The organism is Paenibacillus sp. LPE1-1-1.1, from assembly GCF_040676435.1.
In the GTDB taxonomy this organism is placed as follows: domain Bacteria; phylum Bacillota; class Bacilli; order Paenibacillales; family Paenibacillaceae; genus Pristimantibacillus.
In genome coordinates this window covers 626,136-645,268 of sequence record NZ_JBEGHY010000012.1, presented here as the reverse complement: position 1 = coordinate 645,268, position 19,133 = coordinate 626,136, and the positions used below count along the sequence as shown (strand labels likewise).

The 19,133-nt window shown below is 44.6% G+C and carries 15 protein-coding genes and 2 riboswitches; of the genes, 7 read left to right on the top strand and 8 right to left on the bottom strand.

Annotated features, from left to right (window positions below; genetic code table 11):
* Positions 1 to 3 precede the first annotated feature (3 nt).
* The 6 genes from MRBLPE1_RS13380 to MRBLPE1_RS13355 all read right to left on the bottom strand — a co-directional run bounded on the left by MRBLPE1_RS13380 (position 4) and on the right by MRBLPE1_RS13355 (position 8,491).
* Positions 4 to 2,253, bottom strand: coding sequence for a helix-turn-helix transcriptional regulator (locus MRBLPE1_RS13380; RefSeq protein ID WP_364145997.1), 2,250 nt, complete (start codon positions 2,251 to 2,253; stop codon positions 4 to 6).
* A gap of 50 nt (positions 2,254 to 2,303) precedes the next feature.
* Entirely contained in the window at positions 2,304 to 3,167 is an 864-nt protein-coding gene (locus MRBLPE1_RS13375) for a carbohydrate ABC transporter permease (protein ID WP_364145995.1), read from the bottom strand.
* Positions 3,161 to 4,126 carry an ABC transporter permease gene (locus tag MRBLPE1_RS13370; RefSeq protein ID WP_364145993.1) on the bottom strand — a complete coding sequence of 322 codons (966 nt, stop codon included), beginning with the start codon at positions 4,124 to 4,126 and terminating at the stop codon, positions 3,161 to 3,163. The genes MRBLPE1_RS13375 and MRBLPE1_RS13370 overlap by 7 nt, the downstream gene beginning before the upstream one ends.
* Before the next feature lie 75 nt (positions 4,127 to 4,201).
* Positions 4,202 to 5,824 (bottom strand): extracellular solute-binding protein, encoded by a 1,623-nt coding sequence (locus MRBLPE1_RS13365; protein WP_364145992.1) that lies wholly within the window; start codon positions 5,822 to 5,824, stop codon positions 4,202 to 4,204.
* A 365-nt stretch (positions 5,825 to 6,189) separates the two neighbouring features.
* The gene (locus MRBLPE1_RS13360; RefSeq protein ID WP_364145990.1) at positions 6,190 to 6,456 is read right to left on the bottom strand and encodes a hypothetical protein; all 267 of its coding nucleotides are present in this window, start codon (positions 6,454 to 6,456) and stop codon (positions 6,190 to 6,192) included.
* Entirely contained in the window at positions 6,386 to 8,491 is a 2,106-nt protein-coding gene (locus MRBLPE1_RS13355) for a trehalase family glycosidase (protein WP_364145988.1), read from the bottom strand. Before MRBLPE1_RS13355 ends, MRBLPE1_RS13360 begins: the two co-directional genes overlap by 71 nt.
* A gap of 83 nt (positions 8,492 to 8,574) precedes the next feature.
* Between MRBLPE1_RS13355 and MRBLPE1_RS13350 the strand changes: the two genes are divergently transcribed.
* The 4 genes from MRBLPE1_RS13350 (at position 8,575) to MRBLPE1_RS13335 (ending at position 12,917) form a co-directional block, all read left to right on the top strand.
* Positions 8,575 to 9,507, top strand: a complete 933-nt coding sequence (locus tag MRBLPE1_RS13350) for a helix-turn-helix domain-containing protein (protein ID WP_364145987.1) — start codon at positions 8,575 to 8,577, stop codon at positions 9,505 to 9,507.
* A 40-nt stretch (positions 9,508 to 9,547) separates the two neighbouring features.
* Positions 9,548 to 10,255 carry a response regulator transcription factor gene (locus MRBLPE1_RS13345; RefSeq protein WP_364145985.1) on the top strand — a complete coding sequence of 236 codons (708 nt, stop codon included), beginning with the start codon at positions 9,548 to 9,550 and terminating at the stop codon, positions 10,253 to 10,255.
* Entirely contained in the window at positions 10,233 to 11,705 is a 1,473-nt protein-coding gene (locus MRBLPE1_RS13340; protein ID WP_364145983.1) for a sensor histidine kinase, read from the top strand. The genes MRBLPE1_RS13345 and MRBLPE1_RS13340 overlap by 23 nt, the downstream gene beginning before the upstream one ends.
* A 96-nt stretch (positions 11,706 to 11,801) precedes the next feature.
* A complete protein-coding gene (locus MRBLPE1_RS13335; RefSeq protein ID WP_364145981.1) occupies positions 11,802 to 12,917 on the top strand; it encodes a TolB family protein in 1,116 nt (371 codons plus the stop codon).
* A gap of 127 nt (positions 12,918 to 13,044) precedes the next feature.
* Here MRBLPE1_RS13335 and MRBLPE1_RS13330 read toward each other — a convergent pair whose 3' ends face one another.
* Both MRBLPE1_RS13330 and MRBLPE1_RS13325 read right to left on the bottom strand, forming a co-directional pair.
* A complete protein-coding gene (locus MRBLPE1_RS13330) occupies positions 13,045 to 14,871 on the bottom strand; it encodes an APC family permease (RefSeq protein ID WP_364147275.1) in 1,827 nt (608 codons plus the stop codon).
* 87 nt (positions 14,872 to 14,958) lie between these two features.
* Positions 14,959 to 15,375, bottom strand: a complete 417-nt coding sequence (locus MRBLPE1_RS13325; protein ID WP_364145979.1) for a hypothetical protein — start codon at positions 15,373 to 15,375, stop codon at positions 14,959 to 14,961.
* Positions 15,376 to 15,543: 168 nt separating this feature from the next.
* Positions 15,544 to 15,711: riboswitch (cyclic di-AMP (ydaO/yuaA leader) on the bottom strand.
* Between the two features lie 90 nt (positions 15,712 to 15,801).
* Positions 15,802 to 16,002: riboswitch (cyclic di-AMP (ydaO/yuaA leader) on the bottom strand.
* A gap of 559 nt (positions 16,003 to 16,561) precedes the next feature.
* On the opposite strand from MRBLPE1_RS13325, the gene MRBLPE1_RS13320 reads away from it, so the two are divergent.
* From MRBLPE1_RS13320 to MRBLPE1_RS13310, 3 genes are read left to right on the top strand one after another with little or no spacing between them, the layout of a single operon-like run.
* Entirely contained in the window at positions 16,562 to 17,446 is an 885-nt protein-coding gene (locus MRBLPE1_RS13320; RefSeq protein ID WP_364145977.1) for an ABC transporter ATP-binding protein, read from the top strand.
* 6 nt (positions 17,447 to 17,452) lie between these two features.
* Positions 17,453 to 18,250 (top strand): ABC transporter permease subunit, encoded by a 798-nt coding sequence (locus tag MRBLPE1_RS13315; RefSeq protein WP_364145975.1) that lies wholly within the window; start codon positions 17,453 to 17,455, stop codon positions 18,248 to 18,250.
* A gap of 15 nt (positions 18,251 to 18,265) precedes the next feature.
* On the top strand, positions 18,266 to 19,063 hold the full coding sequence (locus MRBLPE1_RS13310; RefSeq protein WP_364145973.1) for an ABC transporter permease subunit: 798 nt from the start codon (positions 18,266 to 18,268) through the stop codon (positions 19,061 to 19,063).
* The last annotated feature ends 70 nt before the right edge of the window (positions 19,064 to 19,133 follow it).

Sequence of the window (19,133 nt, the reverse complement as noted above, 5' to 3'; positions counted from 1 at the left end):
GATTCAATCCGTTTCTTTTTTTCGATACTCGCTTGGCGATATTCCGTTATATTTTTTGAAGGTAGTCGTGAAGGTGGAAGAGTTCATATAACCGGTCTTTTCCCCAATTTCCGCGACACTGAGGTCGGTGTTTTTCAGAAATTCCCGCGCGTGAGACAATCTGACCTTATTGAGATATTCCACGAAATTAATGCCAAACGTTTTCTTGAAATAATTCGAGAAGTATTTTGGGCTGGTGCCCAGCACTTCGGCCATATGATCCAAATACAGGTTCTCCATGTAATGAAGCTCGATGTACTGTGATATAAATGCTGCATTAAGCTTGCTCTTCTGTTCGCTGCCGCGCTTATCAGCTATAAAACTTACGGCTTCAATAACAGCTTCATGGATTTCCTCGTAATGGAAAGCCAGTTCCATCTTTCTGGAAAAATCTCTAGCCTCCTGCTGAAGGTCCTTGCTGTTAACCGCCGTTTCTCCGACTTGCTTCAGCAAATAAAGAAATATGCTTTTGGCAATATGCGTAAGCTGATGAAAATGAATGTTGCGGTGCACGTTTTCTGCCAGCATTTCTTCCACGATTTTCAAGCCCTCGTTTGTTTTACCACTTAACAGGCAATTGGAGAGCTTCTCGATCTTTTCAAACGGAAAATAAACGTCTGAAACGTAGCGGATCGTTTCCGTATCGACGACAGCACCGGTTTGCTTCACGTTCCGGTACTCCATGCCGTGCCGGATGTCTTGATTGGCGGCATAAATGTTGCTGATTCTCGAATCATAGCATTTACTCGCGAATGCGTTGATTCGAAATGATTCAAGCTCCTGTTCGGCCGCGTCTTTAACGAAAGCGCCTATGCCGTCCAGCACCTGTTTTCGGTTCGCAGCTTCCTTCATCCCAACAAGCGCCAGAAACTCCAAATGCCCGGCATGAAAAACAACAGCGTGATTAAACCTTTGCAGCAGCTGCTGCTGCATCCACTCCGTCAGCTCTTCGATCCGCCAATTCGCCTGTTCCCCTTCTTCGCGGCGAATGAATAGCAGGCTGGCCATTACAAAATAACGCTCTTGGAAGAAATACGGATAATATTTCTGCATTTGCAGCTCATATTGTTGAGAATGGGAATGTTCATCCAACGACTGGAGGAAAACGCCCCTCCGCATCTCCTTATCGACGAAATCCATTTGTTTAATTAAGGTTTCGTTCTCTGTCTGCACTTTTACGATTCCGCTGTGAATCTTCCGAAAATCGTTGCCTTTGATTGCTCCCCCGCCCAGCAATTTAAGGATGCCTTTTACCGGCCGGTACAAATAAACGCTTAGCAAGACAGACAATATAATGGCGCTGATGATCGCGCTGATCATAATCATTTGGCTTGCATCCGTAACGGATCCGATATTTTGAAATTGGTACGGCACTTTATCGATATAAATAAAATCGTTATAGTCGGACTTATAGAAATGATATTCAAAATTTTCGCGAGTAAAGGAAGCTTCATCGGATGCGTTGAAATAGACGTCGTTAAGCACTTCGATCAGATCCCAATCCTTCTCCGTGCTCAAAATAACGTTACGGCTGGAATCGAGCACGATAAGCGAGGCGCCTGGAATTAATCCTTTGAGATTGACCTGCTGCTGCAGCTTTTCGACGTCGATGATGAGCATGACGTTTTTGTCCGATAACCTGACTTTATTGCCGTCCATCGCCACCATCAGCTGCCGGCTTCTTCTCGATAAACCGTCCGTTGAAACGGAGTAGTCGTCGGCTGGAAACATCGTGAACGTATGTTTTGACCGGGCAAAGGATTTCCAATACTCCGCCGTTTGCATCGAATGCTTATATTTTTGATTAAACAGGACATTCATATCACTCGTGCCCTTCGAAGTAATCGCCAAGTCGGCATTATCATAAAATACGATGACATCATCGATGAAATCGATCGAAGAGATTAAAGTTGAAAGGCTGTCCTGCAGCATATAAACCTTGACCATATCGATTTCCCCGTTTTCGCGCGACACGACGTTTTCATAGGGCAAGCCATGTATGGCAAAAATCAAGTTGTTCACGGTCATAAAGTGGCTGTCAAACGATTGAATAATATTTTTAACGGCCATCCGGTTATTTTGCGTCACCTTATCGTAGATGCCGGAGATCGAATTTTGATAGACGATATAATTGGATGCAAACATGATTACGATGACTAGCAGCAGGGAGAAAAAAATTTGCAGCAGCCCTCTGTTAGCGATTAGTCGATTCATTGGCGTCACCTCTCAGGATGTCATCCAACTTATATTCCACATTCGTCCATTTAACCCTTTTCCGATCCCAGCATAACGCCGTTCGCAAAATACTTCTGTGCAAAAGGATAGATCATCAGCACGGGAACCATCGACAGCACAATGGTCGCGTTTTTCATCGCTTGCGGCGCCAAGGCGGCACGATCCACAAGCCCTGCGTCATTCTCGGTGTTATAAATGAGCATATCCCTTAGCACAACCTGCAAAGGATACATATCTTTGTCGCTTAAATAAATCAAAGGCAGGAAGAAGCTGTTCCAATGGCCCATAAAGTAAAACAATCCGATAGATGCCAGCGCCGGCTTGGATAACGGAATGACGATGTTAAACAAAATTCGAAATTCCGAAGCGCCGTCGATTAAGGCCGCTTCCCGAATTTGGCTCGACATATTTTCGTAGAAACTTTTTAAAATAATCAATTCCATCGTCCATATCGCATTCGGCAAAACAAGCGCCCACACGGAATCCAAAAGGCCAAGCTGCTGCACGACCATGTACGTTGGTATAATGCCGGCATTAAAGAACATCGTCATCACAATGGCCAGCATAAAAAATCTTCTTCCGAAAAACGTCCGTTGCGACAGCGGATAGGCGGCTATGGCCGTAAACAGCAAATTTACGAGTGTGCCCAGTGCCGTATAGCAGATCGAATTCAAATAAGCCCTCGGTATTTTGTTGTTTTTCAAAACCTCCGCATAAGCCTCCAGATTCCATCCTTTAGGGAGCAAAAAAACGTCTCCTTGCATAACGGATGCCGTATCGCTTAAAGATATAGCGGTTATATAGATGACAGGGTAAAGCGTAGCGATGGCGACACAGGTCAAAATAATGGTATTGACGATGCCGAAAACGGTAATCCTGCTCTCTCCTACCATAGCCCGTTCCCTCCGATCCGCTTGCTTAGGTAGTTTGCCGCCAGCAGCATAACCATGGCTACCAATGCTTCGAACAAGCCGACGGCTGCCGCATAGCTGTAGTTGGATTCCAATAAACCTTTTCTATATACATAGGTAGAAAAGACATCCGCAACGTCATAAGTGAGCGGATTGTAAAGCAGCAAAACCTTCTCATAACCGATGCGGATCATGGAGCCGGTCTTGAGAATGAACATGATCAGCAGCGTAGGCAGCAGCCCGGGAAGCGTTATATGTCTAAGCATCCGGAACCGGCTTGCCCCATCGACTCTTGCTGCCTCATAAAGCGTCGGGCTGATGCCCGCGATTGCAGCCAAATAGATGATGGCCTCATAGCCCATCGTTCCCCAAATTTCAGAGATGACATAAATCGGCCGGAACCAATTCGGATCAATCAGAAAGTATTTTTTTTCAAAACCGAGCGCTGCGATTATCTGATTAAATAATCCGTTGTTCGGAGACAAAAAATCGATGATCATGCTGCAAATAATGACTACAGACAAAAACGCAGGAAGATAACTGAAGGTTTGCACCGATTTTTTAAACCATTTTACCCTGACTTCATTTAACAATACGGCTAACAGGATCGGGAAAGGAAAACCGAAAATAAGCGTATAGAATCCTAACAGCAGCGTGTTTTTAAACAAAAGCCAGAAATCATCGCTCGTAAAAAATTTGATAAAATGTTTGAGCCCTACCCAATCGCTGCCCCAAACGCCTGAAAAAACGCTGTAGTCCTTAAAAGCAATAATTAATCCATAAAGCGGGCCGTAACGAAACAAGAGATAGAAGACGATGCATGGAATGAATAAAATAAGCAGTTGCTTGTCACGCTTGATATGCTTCCAAGTTGCCTCAAATCGTGAATGCAGCCGCTTCTCGCCGCTCGGCGATTCGAGTTCCAGGTTAGATTGCTGCATGATGGTTCCTCCCCGCCTTGAGAGGAGGCATCCGGTAAGGTATCCGAATGCCCTCTCGCCTGCTAAATGGCATCTTTATTTCTTTTCGTCGAATCGTTTCTGCGCGTCATTGTATACCTTGATCACCTGCTCCGCCCCATTCTTTGCGGCATTGCCTACCCAATCCGTCCACTGCTTCTCTCCGTAATTTTTATCGAGAATATATTTGGCGTTAAATTCTTCGGCCGCCTTCTGCAAGGAGGTTTGAAGTTCGGAGAGGATAGAGATTTCTTCGTCGGTAAAATTCAGGATCGGATCGCGGGCTTCCCGCTTATCCCCATTCAAGATTTTATCCTGCGCCTCCTGTTCCTTCTCGGAAAATTTGTAATATACGCTGCGTCTGTCCGGTCTTAAATAGGCGCCTTCCAGCCACATGCTGTAGCGGTCCTCAAGCACGCCAATGTCAACCAAAGGCAAATCGGCAAGCTCAGGATAAATCGGGAATCCGTCTGGGCCCCATTCGAAGTTTACGCCTTCCACGCCAATGGTCATTAATTCGCTGCCGGATGGGCTGGTCAAATAATCAAGCAGCTTCAACGAAATTTCAGTGTTTTTATTGTTCGCCACGGCGATGCTGAAGTCGGACACTTCAGGAAGGCTTCGGACATTGCCGGTCGGCCCTACAGGATTGCCATACCTGAGATCGTATTCGGGATTTTGGCTCTTGATTTGGTTGTAAAATAAGTCTAGTCTTCCGATCCAATCCCACGTGACGAACGACTTGTCGGTCGTCATTTTCGTCGTCCACGAATCCTGCGTATCCGTTAGAAACTCGGGATCAATCAGGCCTTCGTTATACAGCTTTTTCATGAAATCCAGCATTTCCTTATGGGCAGGCTGTACGCTGGCGAACTTCCACAATCCATCCTTCTCGTCATAATAAGCCGGATAATTGTCGGTATTGCCAAGTCTCCATCCAAACGACCAGTCCCTGAAAATATTGGCCAGCCCTTTGGAGGCGTACGGATATGAATCCGGATAAGCCTCTTTTAGTTTTTTGAGAGCTTGATAGAACTCCTCCGTATTCGTCCATTCTTGAATGCCAAGCTTGTCGAAGATATCTTTCCGATACAAGAAGCCGTGGTTCACGTCCCTATTCAGGTTGAAGATCGGCCATGTATACAGATTGCCGTTCTGATCGCCGTAAGATTTAATTACCCAAGGATTTTCCTCTACGTAAAGCTTTTTGAAATTCGGGAGCGCATCTACGTAATCCGTGATGGCCGCTACTCCCTTCTGCTGACCGATCTTCTTTAGCTCCGCGGATTTCAGTCCAGTAAAAATATCAGGCAGCTTTCCTGAAGCAACGACAACCTTCAATTTATCCTGATACGTTTGCGGCGAATACGTTTGAAATTCCACTTTAATGCCCGTACGCTTCAGAATCTCGTTTACTACCAATTTGTTATCGTTCAAGTTCGCGGCATTACTCGGCAGCATGTAAGTAATCGTGGTTGGCTCTTTTACAATCGGAAGCGTCAAGCCCCCGGTGTCGCCGTATTGCTGGGGATCGGCAGCAGGCGTAGTACTTGGATTATTGCTTGGTGAATTCGTCGTACTGCCCTCGTTATTTTTTTCTCCGCCGTTCCCGCTGCAAGCTGCCAAACTTACGATAATCATCGTTAAGGCAAGCATGACCGTTAACCATTTCTTTTTCATTTGCATTCCTCCCTTTTCATTTACCCGCCATTAGATAGATCGCGATAAGAGGTCATCGGAGTGCTAGAGTTGTGAAGCTGCCAGGCGCCGATGATCCGCTCCTTGCATTTTCAGTTTAAAAGCGCTTCCAGGAAACGTAAACAGAACGAATTCCCAAGCTATCGTTTTTTTTCGTCATTCTACGGTCATTTCACGAAAAACCTTGATAAATCAACCATTTTTGCCGTGTGGAAAATGATGAAGAGGTGGAAATATATAAAATCCGCTCATGAAAGTTCTTTCTTTGAAAGCTTATTTTACGCCAAAAGAAAACCGCCTACTGTGTATAGGCGGTTAATCTAACTTTGCTTTTACAAAATAGCGGTTTATTCATAATCTTCAATTCGCCATTCCTCTTTCCAGTCTAGATAAGCCATCTTGCCGTCAAATCGGAACGGAAGCCATACAAAGCCCGATTTAGTCGTATCAACGGGTTGGAAATTATCTCCGTTGTCCTCATTCAGATCCCCCGATGGATTAAAAATACGTTCAAATACGGCCGCAGCCTCCCCCTTCAAATGATCAACGGTTATGATAGGCTTCCGGACGATAAGTAATCGAATAGCTTTTGTTTGGCTCGATCGTGATTTCATAGCAGTTCCCGCCAGTGGCCCGGACCTTGGCATCGACGCATAGCGGAGGTTCAGCGCTTATGATGGCAAGCACTCCTGTTCCAATCGTGCTTTCCACGCGAATGCTCGTAAAGTCCATCTCGATAGACACTTGACCCTCTCCCGCCGGCACCTTCCCCTTCATATACGTCAGACCGCCAAGATTCGGCGAGATCCGATAGGTCTCGTAACCCGGGGAAATTGGCGTGACCCCAAGGTAGTATTTTCCGAGCAGATAGATTGGACCCGCTCCCCAGGCGTGACACAAGCTTTTACCGAAGGGCATCCCGTACATGCCATAATGCGCATCGTCCGCCAACGACGGATCGTACTCTTCCCAAAAAGAGGTCGCTCCGAGCTCGATCATACCTCCCCAGTAGGAGAGCATTTCCCTTCGTACATAATCATGCTCCCCGCTTTCGCACAGTACCGCTAGTTCGTGAAACCGCATATACGGCGTCCGGATTTTCGGAACGTCGGGATTCAGCATCACCTTGCTTATGACGCTTGCGCGTTGTTCCGACGATAAGTAGCCATAAGTCATTGCGAACATGCTGGCATGTTTCGTGAGCGTGGAATTCGTTTCGCCATCGACCCGATGATGCAGCAGACCACCCTTTTCCTCATCCCAAAACAGCCGAAGCGTGGTTGACTTGATCTCTTCCGCGAGTGCGCCGTAGGAGGCCGAGGCCGCGTTGTCACCCATTAGCGAAGCGAACAGGCTCATTGCCTCCAGCCCGCGCGCGAGTAGAATCTGCTCCGTGCTGACGGCGCCCGTGTTCTGGAAATCCGCCCAATCCACGAACACCCAGTCCTGCGGCCTTCCTTCGACCAGACCCTCTTCGTTCAGCTGCTTCAGACAGAAGTCCATCAGACTCGCCGCCCGGTCATAGTACTGCTGAATGAAAGCGAAATCGCCGGTGTAAAGATAATAATCGTAAAGCGAGATAAACCAGTAGAACGAATAGTCCAAAATGGTGTTGATGTGCATCGTGAGCGGATCCTTGCCCCTCAGCGCGACCAGCGTTCTTCGCGTCACATCGAGGTCGAAGAAGCTGTAATAATTCATCAGGAACGCCTGGTAAGCGTCACCCGACCAGACCCATCGGTCCCGCTTGATTCCGTCGAGGAAGAACTCTCGCGTGTTCAAATGCAGCGTATAGAGAGAGATCTTGTAAATCTCGTTAAGCTTTGGATCCGAGCATTCGAACGAGCTGCGGTAAGTCACCGGCACATATTCGTACAACATCGATACGCTGTCCCAGCGCACGTCAGGATCGGACTGGATCCATACATACCGAAAGGCTTTGCCGTCCTCCAGTGTGTAAATGCCTTCTTCTTCCCGTTCTTTCGCGCCATGGGCCTCAAACCGATCAAGCGTGACGCATTCCTCCGGCGAGAGCGCTTCCGCTATTGACTCCCCATAGTACACCCGCACTGTTCCAGAGCCCGTCAAGTTGTGAAACCGAAGATACCCGAACGATTCCCGGCCAAAGTCAAGTAACGGATAGCCATCCCGCAGCTCCTCGGATACCGCTTCCTGCGGAGTAAGCGACAGGCGGAAGTGCGACGGCGGGTTATCCGACGAATCGAACGTCCAAGTTCCAACCGCCACCCACTCATTCTGATAGGAGGTAGCTTCCCAAGATGAGTCGGTCCGAATGTTGCGACCCTCGATGAACAGGGCCGGCGCCTCCATATCATGGTAGACGCTTATATTAATCTCATGGCGCCCGGCCGGCAGCGTAATGGCGGAATCGCCCGAGCGATAGTTGTCCCTCCCGTCGATATATAGGGAGAACGTCCCTTCCGCATGAATTGTAATTTGCTCCTCCTCCGGTAAATCGTATATATAGCGGAACTTAATGTTGGAATAGTGCCGGTCAAGTCGCCAATAGGCAGGGTACATGACTCCTCGCGCAGTGCGCTTGACCGACATTTTTTCGTGCAAACGGATTTCGAAATCACCGGGATACCAGATCCAGGTTGCCGCTTGTTTCTTCGTAGTCTGCTTCATGTATGGATAACCCCTTTCGCTTTTATAAGGTTGATTGTATAATAAGCGGGCAGAAGACAGAACTGGGAGAAGTGACGAAGAACATGGACAAAAGTGACCAGGAACAGAGAGTTCTATCTAAAAAGGCTCCCAAGGCGCCCATTCATCATTCCGCGGTCGCAGAGCATTTTCAGGGAGATTTTCCGCTGTTCATAAATCGCTGGGAAGAAGGCTTCGAGCTGAGGGAGCATGATCACGCTTATCTTGAAATCGTCTATGTTATGTCAGGAGAAGGCTACCATTACGTTGGTGAACAAGTCGAGAGGACGACCAAGGGGTGTCTGTATATTTTGCCGGTTGGCACCTCGCATATCTTGCGTCCAAGCGGAGCGTCGGCCAAAAGCAAACTTCTCGTGTACAACATCTGCATCCTCCCGGAATTCATAAATGAGCTTAAAAACTGGCTGTCCCCTTACGGCAATGGCGGCGAGGCATTATCCGTGTTCGATCGTCCCCCCGGGACTCATATCGCGCTTGTCGACAAAAGCTTGGAGTTCGGACAATGGTTTGACCAGTTGCATCGTGAATTTAATGAAAAACAATTGGGATTTGAAGCAAGCATGTTCGCGGGTCTTATGCAGTTGACAGTGCGCGTAGCCCGGCTTTTGAAGCAGAATACATCTTCCGGCAACTCCGCTCATGAAGCAAGGTCGAGACGCTCAGAGATAACGGCGGTTTTAGAGTATATCAACTCGCATGTGACCGATCGATTGACCGTGGAGCAGCTAGCTTTAGAAGCCGGTTTAAGCCGCCGGCATTTCATTAGATTGTTTCGATTGTCGGCGGGGATGGGGTTTTCGGACTATGTACAGCTGAGAAGAGTAGAATACTCCTGCCGGCTGTTGCTGGAAACAGACCATAAAATTGCATCTATTGCAAAAAGCACGGGCTATCGGGATACGACGCATTTCCGCGAAGTGTTTCGCAAAATAATGGGCACAAGTCCGCACAGTTACCGGAGAAGCAATAGAAATTAAATGATCCGTGCTCACTTCACAATGGATTGGCGGTGAATCGATGAACGAAAAAATTATGGTAATTGAAGATGAAAGAAAAATTGCGGATGCAATTGCCTACGCCTTAAGAAGAGAAGGATATACCGTCGAGGTTGTTGATCATGGCGCAGCAGCTATGGAAAGGTTATATGCGTTTCGTCCGGATGCTATCATTTTGGATGTGATGCTTCCCGGCATGGATGGCTACGACATTCTAAAGAAGCTTCAGGATAAAGGGTGCATTGGCGTGATCATGTTGACTGCCAAAGAGGATATCGTCAACAAAATTTTAGGACTTGAGCTGGGAGCAGACGATTATATCACAAAGCCTTTTGATATGCGGGAGCTGCTTGCGCGTTTAAAGTCATTACTAAGAAGAATGCAGGCTGCAGGAGAAAAGCAAGAGCTTGACGAGATCAAGTTGGGTGAAATCGTGCTGCATGTAAGTAAACGAACGGCTTTGGCAGGCGATAAGAAGCTGGATTTGACACCTAAAGAATACGATCTATTGACTCTACTGGTATCCAGCCCCGACAGGGTTTATACAAGGGAACAGCTTTTGGATTTGGTCTGGGGAATGGATTATATAGGCGGAACGCGTACTGTGGATATTCATGTGCAAAGGGTGAGAAAAAAGCTGGGACCGGATATCAGCGAAGTGATACAAACCGTTCACGGTATCGGTTATAAAGCTTTGGGAGGTTACGGTGAGAATCAGCATAAAAATTAAATTCAGTATTTTTTTGGCTGCCCTATTGCTTCTTACTGTATTTGTTTTAAGTTTGCTGGTGCTGGAAGGCATTAAAAAAAATCAGCAGATAGAGGTTGAGCAGTATTTGGCCCAGCAAGCGACAACTGCAAACGTATATTTTATCCAGACCCTTATGGCTGAGTCTAATAAGGCGACTCAAACTTTTCTGGCATCGAAAGGCAAGGAATTTGCAGAGCAATTGGAATTAATTAGCGGGCAATCGGTCGTGTTGTATGATCAGCAAGGGGCAATCGTTAATAAAAATAGATCGTATATAACATCCGATAGCATTAAAAAAACGTTGGCTTTTGCGCTAAATAATAAAACAGCCTATTTGACGGCAAAAGATTCGTTATATTACATGACTCCATTAAGAACAGGCAATGAGCAAGTAGGCGTTGTACAGTTCAATTACTCCCTGTCAAAAAACCTTGCCTTTTACAATCAGATCAAGCAATTGTTTATCTATATAGGAACAGGTGTATTTTTACTCAGCTTTATTCTGGCTTACTTTTATTTTAATTCGTTTGCCAGTGGAATCATCAGACTTAACAAAACGGTGGACAGGATTCGGGAAGGACATTTTGATACTGACACGCTCACACGTAAGGATGAAATCGGTGAACTAAGCGAGGGTATTCGCCTTATGAGCGAGCAAATTACGAAAACGATGCGGGATAAGGATCTTGAACGAGAAAAATTAACACTGGCGGTCCATAAGTTATCCCTGCTTGATCAGCAGCAAAAGCAGTTTATTGGCAATGTCACCCACGAATTTAAAACACCTTTAACATCAATCAAAGCCTATATCGATTTGCTCGAAATGTATCCGGATGATGAGAAGTTGCTGGAAACAGCAATAATAAATATCCAAAGCGAAACGCAAAGGCTTTATGAAATGGTTGAAAAGGTTTTACAGTTGGCTTCTCTGGAAAAATATGATTTTGAATTTAGCAAGGAAAAGGTCGATGTACAGCATGCTATCCAAATGGTGATGAACAGCCTGAAAGGTAAAATGGATAAGTTTGGCATACAACTGGAGACAGAATTAACTGAAGCTTATGTGGAAGCTGACAAAGACTGCATGACCATTGTGTTTGTCAATCTCATGGATAATGCCATTAAATATAACAAAGCAAGGGGCCATATTTTTGTAAAAAATGAATGGAAGAATGGTCAGGTTATCATTGAAATTGCCGATACGGGCATTGGCATCCCGGAAGATCTGGTGCACAAGATTTTTGAGCCTTTCTACACCGTTGATAAAAACAGATCCCGGGAAAACGGCGGCGCAGGACTTGGACTTTCACTTGCTAAAAAGTATGCGGAATCCCAAGGAGGTTCCATAGCTCTTGTGAACACAGATTTGGCAGGAACCGTATTCAGAATTACTTTTCCAGCATATGGAATCACGAACACGAGAAAATAATTAACATTTTCGATGCTTTTGTTTACATGTTGGAAACATTCGTTTGTATTTTTGGAACAATTTCTTGATATTGTAGGTATCGAGGAGGCGATCATGATGAAGAAAACAAAAATGATTATTATGGGGTTAGCTATAGCGCTGCTTGTATTCACTACAGCCTGCAGTTCAGAAGAGGATGCTGACAGGGTGATCATCAAAGAGCCCGGGGAAACGATTACGGTCATTGATGATGCCGGTAAGGAAGCTGGCGAGCCTGGTGTATCCGTGGAAAAAATAGAGCGTTATGATAATGTCGAGATTTCGGACTGGCTGGATGAGGAAACCGTCATCGTATCAAAAGAAAACACGTCGCTAGACAAAATGAAGCTGGAAGAATTGTCCGATTCCTATCCTAGAAGCTTGTATGTGTACAATCTAAATACCAAACAATACGAGCTGCTAAAAGAACAGGATAATGTGTTTTTGGGAGGCGTGGCCTTATCACCTGATAAAAAGCATTTGCTGTATCATGAATACGATTTAGGTGATCCTGTCTATCATGTGTTGAACCTGGATACGTTGGATTCATTCGATATCATTGGCAATCCTATTGGGGGGGCCGTCAGTGCCAAATGGGCTGATGAAGAAACGATTATTGGCGCAGCTTACAGCGGAGGCGCTTATACGGCAAGCATATCAGGGAACATCGCTCCACTCGCCGGTTTAAATGAGGAAGCTTTGTTTATCGTTGAAAGAATGAAGGATAAGGTTTATTACAATACCAATTCCAATGAGTCCTTAATGGTGCTGAACCTGGCTACTAAGGAAAAGACAAGTTTGAATTTTGATCATGTATACGGTGTAGTCCCCTCGCCGGATGGGAATCAACTACTGGTTTTGCAATCAAACGGCTCCAAAAATGTTATGATTCTTTGCGACGCAAATGGAGGAAATCAAAAAACGATTGCAGAAGGTACAGAGCTTGGCGGGGTATCATGGTCGCTGGATCAGCGGATGATTGCATATAGCCAGAAGGCCGATGTAAACGGAATACCCGTCAAAGGGCTTTATCTCTACGATATGTTATCCGGCAAGTCCACCCAGATAGCGGTAGATGTCGAAAATGCAGCGACCTCTTGGAGCCCTTCCGGCAAAGCGCTGGTATATACGGAATGGAATGGCAACCAATATAACAGCAATATTGTCCATTTAAAGTACTCGTTACAAAAATAAAAAGACTAGCAAAATGCTCTTTATCTATTCAATTATTGTTACCAGTTCCGTTACTTCAATGAAGAAGCAGATTGCCGATGCAATCTGCTTCTTTCCAGTATCGTTACTCGTTAGGTTAATAAGACGATCATTTTTTTAAATGGTACGGAACAGTAGTGATAATCACATTTCTCCGATACAGCAAGTGTGCACGAATCAGTAAACTGGATTGGTTATGTAGGATGTTATGCCAACCTTTCTTTGGAATGAACTGTGGAATAACAACTGTAACTTGGTAATTTGATTCACTCGCCTTGCGTTGAACGGTATCAATAAATTTAGTCAGTGGCTGAATGATGCTTCTATAAGGAGAATGAAGAGTTACCAGTCTCACGTCAGGTTGCCACTTGCTCCATTTTTCTTCAAACGTCGCTTCATCTTCTCTTTCAAATGGAATGTGAACCGCAATGATCTGGTGGGCTGAGAGCGATTTGGCATAGTTTAACGAATTCTCCACTACATGTGTCATACCTGCTACAGGAAGAATGATTATATTCCCCTCAATCGGAACAGCTGGCTCACAAGTTGTAGTTCTTAATTGGTCGGCTACCGCTTCATAATGCTTTCTAATTCGATGAAAGGAATAAATGATTAGGGGTAAAAATACTAAGACCGGCCAAACTTGAACGAATTTTGTTAAGAAAAACATGATGGTGACGATAAAGCTAATAAGAGCCCCTGTTGCGTTAATGATCAGCTTTGAAATCCATCCTTTGGGCTTTTGACGAATCCATTTTATGATCATTCCAGTCTGCGACAGAGTAAAGGGAATAAAAACACCGACAGCATAAAGCGGGATTAAGTGTTCGGTTTGAGCTTTAAACACAATAATTAAGATGATGGACAAAATACCTAGCATGATAATGCCGTTGGAATAGCCAAGCCGGTCCCCTCTAACCGTAAACATCCTAGGTATGAACTTATCATTGGCAAGATTTACGGCAAGCAAAGGAAAAGCCGAATATCCCGTGTTAGCGGCTAGGATAAGAATCAACGCCGTTGTTCCTTGAATGAAGAAGTACATAAAATTTCGCCCAAAGGTCTGTTCGGCGATTTGGGAGACTACGGTTACCTCGAGGTTAGGTGTTATCCCGTAATAATAAGCTAAATAAACGATTCCCGAAAATAACAAAGCAAGCAAGATTCCCATCGCCATTAATGTTTTAGCAGCGTTATTAGGAGATGGGCTTTTAAAGTTCGGGATGGCATTCGAAATGGCCTCTACTCCTGTTAATGCAGAACTGCCTGAAGCAAATGCTTTTAAGAGCAAAAATAAGCTTATACCTGCTACTGGTGTACCGATTGAAGAATGTAATTCGGGAGAAACATGACCGGTTATTATGTTGTATAGGCCTGCTCCTATTAGAATGAACAATGCCAAAACAAACAAATAGACCGGATAAGCTAAAATAGAAGCGGACTCGGTTACCCCCCGTAAGTTCAGGATGGTTATGAAAATGACAAATATCACAGCAATGATAACCGTATGTTCATGCAAGCTAGGAAAAGCGGAAGTTATAGCGTCCGTTCCGGCGGATACGCTAACTGCCACGGTTAAAATATAATCAACCAACAAGGAGCCTCCGGCTACTAACCCGGGGTACTTGCCTAGATTTTCTTTGGACACCACATATGCGCCACCGCCATGCGGATATGCAAAGATAATTTGCCTATAAGATAAAATAAGTGCTAATAATAAAATTAATACTCCAATTGCGATTGGTACCGAATACCAAAACGCTGCGGCACTAACTGTAATTAAAACGATCAAAATTTGCTCAGGACCATAGGCCACTGAAGATAAAGCATCTGAAGAAAGAATGGCAAGAGCTTTCGTTTTATTAAGTTTCTGCTCGCCTAATTCATTTGATTTTAAAGGTCGACCGATTAAAAATCTTTTTAAAGAAAGCATCAGTTTCACTCCACATTTTTTGTTTTTAAATTACCTGTACTTTAAATTACCCTAAAAATAAAATGAAACACAGGTAAGAACCTCCCTCAATCAATTATTATGAGGTTTCCTGCTTCTGTTTAATAAAAAACCAACCTCGCCGTTTTGTGAATACACGATATGATCCGCTCCAAGACCTTTGTAAATGGCCCGCGGATTCCATTGCTGCGTAATCACATAAATGGACTTCGACGTCCAGGCCCTACAGCACTGTACAAAACGGCAGCTCAGCGCGAAACTGCTCTCAAAAATATAAACCTCGCGAATGAATACAAACGGAATATTCCAACTTTTTCTGTTATTCGTATTAATGTAGTGCACATTAAAAAATCCTTGGCTTCGGAGTTGCCTCTCCTCTTGCTTACTGTTGGTCAGCACCATAAAAGGCAGCTCGTAAAACTCCAAAATTTTTATGAATGATTTGCCGGATTCGCTTAGGCCGGCGACAATAATATGCTCATTTTCCAAAGTGGTTCGCCTCCAAATTTTGAAAAAAAGGCAACAAAAAAGAAGCCTTAGGAAAAGAGGAACTTTCCCCGCGGCTTCTTGACCCGCAGCAGGCAAAAACGGCTTAGACCGAAATTTGACGGTAAAGCTCGTTTTGCACTAAAAAGCCGCAGGCAGCGCGATGGTTGTTGCCTCTCCCGAGTACGCTTACGTGGTTAGCTGTCGGATTCGGGCGTGAGAGTCGCCCTACGCTTGGCAAAGACCAAGTGATTCACCCCGTGAGACGATTCGTATTTGCACACGAACGCTCGTTGGTTCCCCCGCTCCTGCTGCTGCAGGACTCAGCGTTTTAGATCCTTTCTTACCAGCTGCCCCTGTTTTGGACAGCAAAAAACCGCAGAGGCAAATGGCTCTGCGGTCGAAATTAATCGATCACAAGCTTCATCATTCCTCTCTCAATCCACGCTTACGAGGTTAGCTGACGGATTCGGGCGGTGAGAGTCGCCCTACTTTGTCCGGCATCCATGGTGCCAGATCAATGATTCACCCCTGCAATGCAACCATCCGACTCTCACATCGAACATGCGCACTGCCTAACATTTGGTTCCCCCGTTTTCCGCATTCACGGAAACTCAGCGATCAGTCAATTGCACTAATTTGTAATTCCTGTATCGAATCTTACTCCTCGCTACACCTGCTGTAAAGAGGCCGTACAGGCCAAATCAAGTTATTACAGACAATAAAGAGTTATGTTAACGCTTTCATTAATTCCTATCTCGGTTTACCTCACTATTTCTACGTTTATCTCTGGTTTTCAAAAATAATGACAAAGGCCTATATACTGAAATATTAATCAAATCATCTGATTTCTTTAAATAAGAGAATGAGTGAGAATCAGCGTGATTTTCGAAGAATAAACCTTTTTTAACACATGAAATAATCGTATTACTTCGTAAATGACGATATGGCGTCAAATCCCCATAAACCTTTGTTTTACAAAAGATGGCTGCAGGTTTACTATTGACGGCAAGCCGACTAAGGCAAACAATTATCAGCTAAGCGAATAGGCATTCAGCCAACCTCTCCTAATTGCCTAGAGTACCAATCTGAAGAATCCGTTCTTCTAGAAAGAGCTGTCGCTTACGTATCTTTATTCTAAAAACCACTGCTTTCTCCTTACCCGATCATACTACGAGGAGGTTTTACCATGGATGTCTTAAAAATCAGCAACTTGACCAAAACCTACGGGAATGCAAGAGGAATCACAAATGTCAGCTTTCATGTAGAAGAAGGTGAAATTTTCGGGTTTATCGGTCCGAACGGAGCTGGGAAATCGACGACGATCAGAACTTTATTGTCCCTGATTTACCCGACAAGCGGCAAGGCCGAAATCTTCGGCAAGGACTGCATCGAGTTTGCACCCGAAATTGCCAAGCAAGTAGGTTATTTGCCTTCGGAGGTTTTCTATTATGACAATATGAAGGTGATCGACCTCTTAAAATACTCGGCAAGCTTTTACAAAAAGGATTGCAGCAAAAGAATCAAAGAACTGGCAGAGATCATGGATCTTGATTTAAAGAAGAAAATCGACGACTTATCGCTCGGCAACAAAAAGAAAGTAGGGATTGTCCAAGGACTGCTGCATGAACCTAAATTAATCATACTCGATGAACCGACCAGCGGCCTTGATCCGTTAATGCAGCAAAGATTCTTCGATCTGCTTTTGGAAGAGAATAAAAAGGGAGCCACCATCTTGTTTTCATCCCATATTTTGAGCGAGGTTCAGCGTTTGTGCGATCGGGTCGCCATCATAAAGGAAGGCAAAATCGTCACGGTCGAAAAGATCAGCACGTTAAAAGAAAACAATTATAAAAAATTCAAAATCGAAACGAAGAAAACAGCGGAGCAGGATTTCTTCAACATAGCCGGCGTGGATAATCTTAACGTGGCGGATCATTCGGTAAGCTTCTTATTCAGAGGCGATATTAATACCGTCATGAAAAAGATAGCCGACGTCGAAATCGCAAACCTATGGATTGAAGAACCGGACCTCGAGGAGATCTTTATGCACTACTACGAAAAGGAGGTCTGACCAGCGATGAATATTTTTCTCCATGAATTAAACTTTTATAAAAAATCAACGTTGATTTGGTCCGTTTCATTGGTAGCCCTGCTCGTCTTGTTCATGTCCATGTATCCTTCTATTGCAGGAGATATCGATTCTTTTAAAAAGCTATTGGAAGGTTATCCGGAGGCTGTTCGGAAAGCGATCGGTCTTGAAGTGGAGAACCTTGGTTCGGTGCTGGGCTTCTATTCTTATATCTTTCTCTATTTGTCACTTTGCGGGGCCATTCAAGGAATGAATATAGGTACGTCCATCATTTCCAAGGAAATACGAGACAAAACGGCGGATTTTCTTATGACAAAGCCTGTAACGCGAACCACGATATTAACGGCCAAGATTTTGGCGGCATTGACTTCGTTAGTTGCTACGAATGTGGTTTTTTTAGCGGCAGCCGGCATCATGTTGTCCCAGATGAAAACGGAAGAGTACAGTACTAAAACTTTTTTCATGATTTCCGTTACGCTGTTTTTTGTTCAGCTTATTTTTCTTGCCTTGGGCATTGTTATTTCGGTCATCGCTCGGAAAATAAAATCCGTATTGACTGTGTCTCTTGGAACCGTGTTCGCCTTTTTCATCGTCGGCATGCTCGTATCGACAAGCGACGATGAAGCGAAAAGGTATTTATCTCCCTTTAAATATTTCGACACAGCTGATATCTCAAGAACTTCCAGCTATGACACCTCTTTCGTGCTTGCTGGAGCAGGAATCGTCGTAGTTTCACTGGTTATTAGCTATATCGTTTACATCAGGAAGGATATCCACGCGGTTTAGTGGGGAGGAAATCGAATGAATATATTTTGGATCGAAATGAAAGCATACAAGAAATCTCTCATTTTCTGGAGTATCGGCATCCTATTCTTAATTGCCTCCAGCATGGGCAAATATGCCGGGTTATCGTCCTCTGGCCAATCGATGAACGATTTAATGGAGAGCATGCCTAAATCTTTGCAAGCCATCATGGGGATCGGAACACTCGATCTATCGAAGGCAAGCGGATATTACGGCGTTATCTTCGTCTATTTGGTTTTAATGGGAACGATTCATGCCACGATGCTTGGCGCTAATATTATCGCTAAGGAAGAACGGGATAAAACGGCGGAGTTTTTGTTCGTCAAACCCGTTTCAAGAAACAAAGTGATTTTATCAAAATTCATGGCTTCACTTGCAAATCTCGTGATCTTTAACCTCGTTTCGCTGATCACCTCCATCTCCCTGGTCTCGAAATACAGCAAAGGCGAATCCGTAACTGGCGATATCGCAATCACAATGGCGGGAATGTTTATTTTGCAGGTCTTGTTTTTGGTCATCGGATCAGCGACGGCGGCCGTCAATAAAAATCCGAAGAAGGCTGCTTCCCTTTCTACAGGGATTCTATTGATCACCTATATATTATCAATAGCAATCGACTTAAATGATCAATTCGAAAACCTGAAATACCTTTCCCCGTTTAAATATTTCGAAGCGAAGAATGTGATGTATGGCGGAGGCTTAGAGGCAGTCTTCATTATATTGTCAGTGGTACTGATTGTCGCATTAACCGTAGTAACCTTTATATGTTTCAAAAAAAGGGATTTAAGGTTGTAATTTCATGAATCCAACCCGTTCCAGATTTGTTTGCCGGGGCGGGTTGGATTCCATTGCGTCACCATGAGCA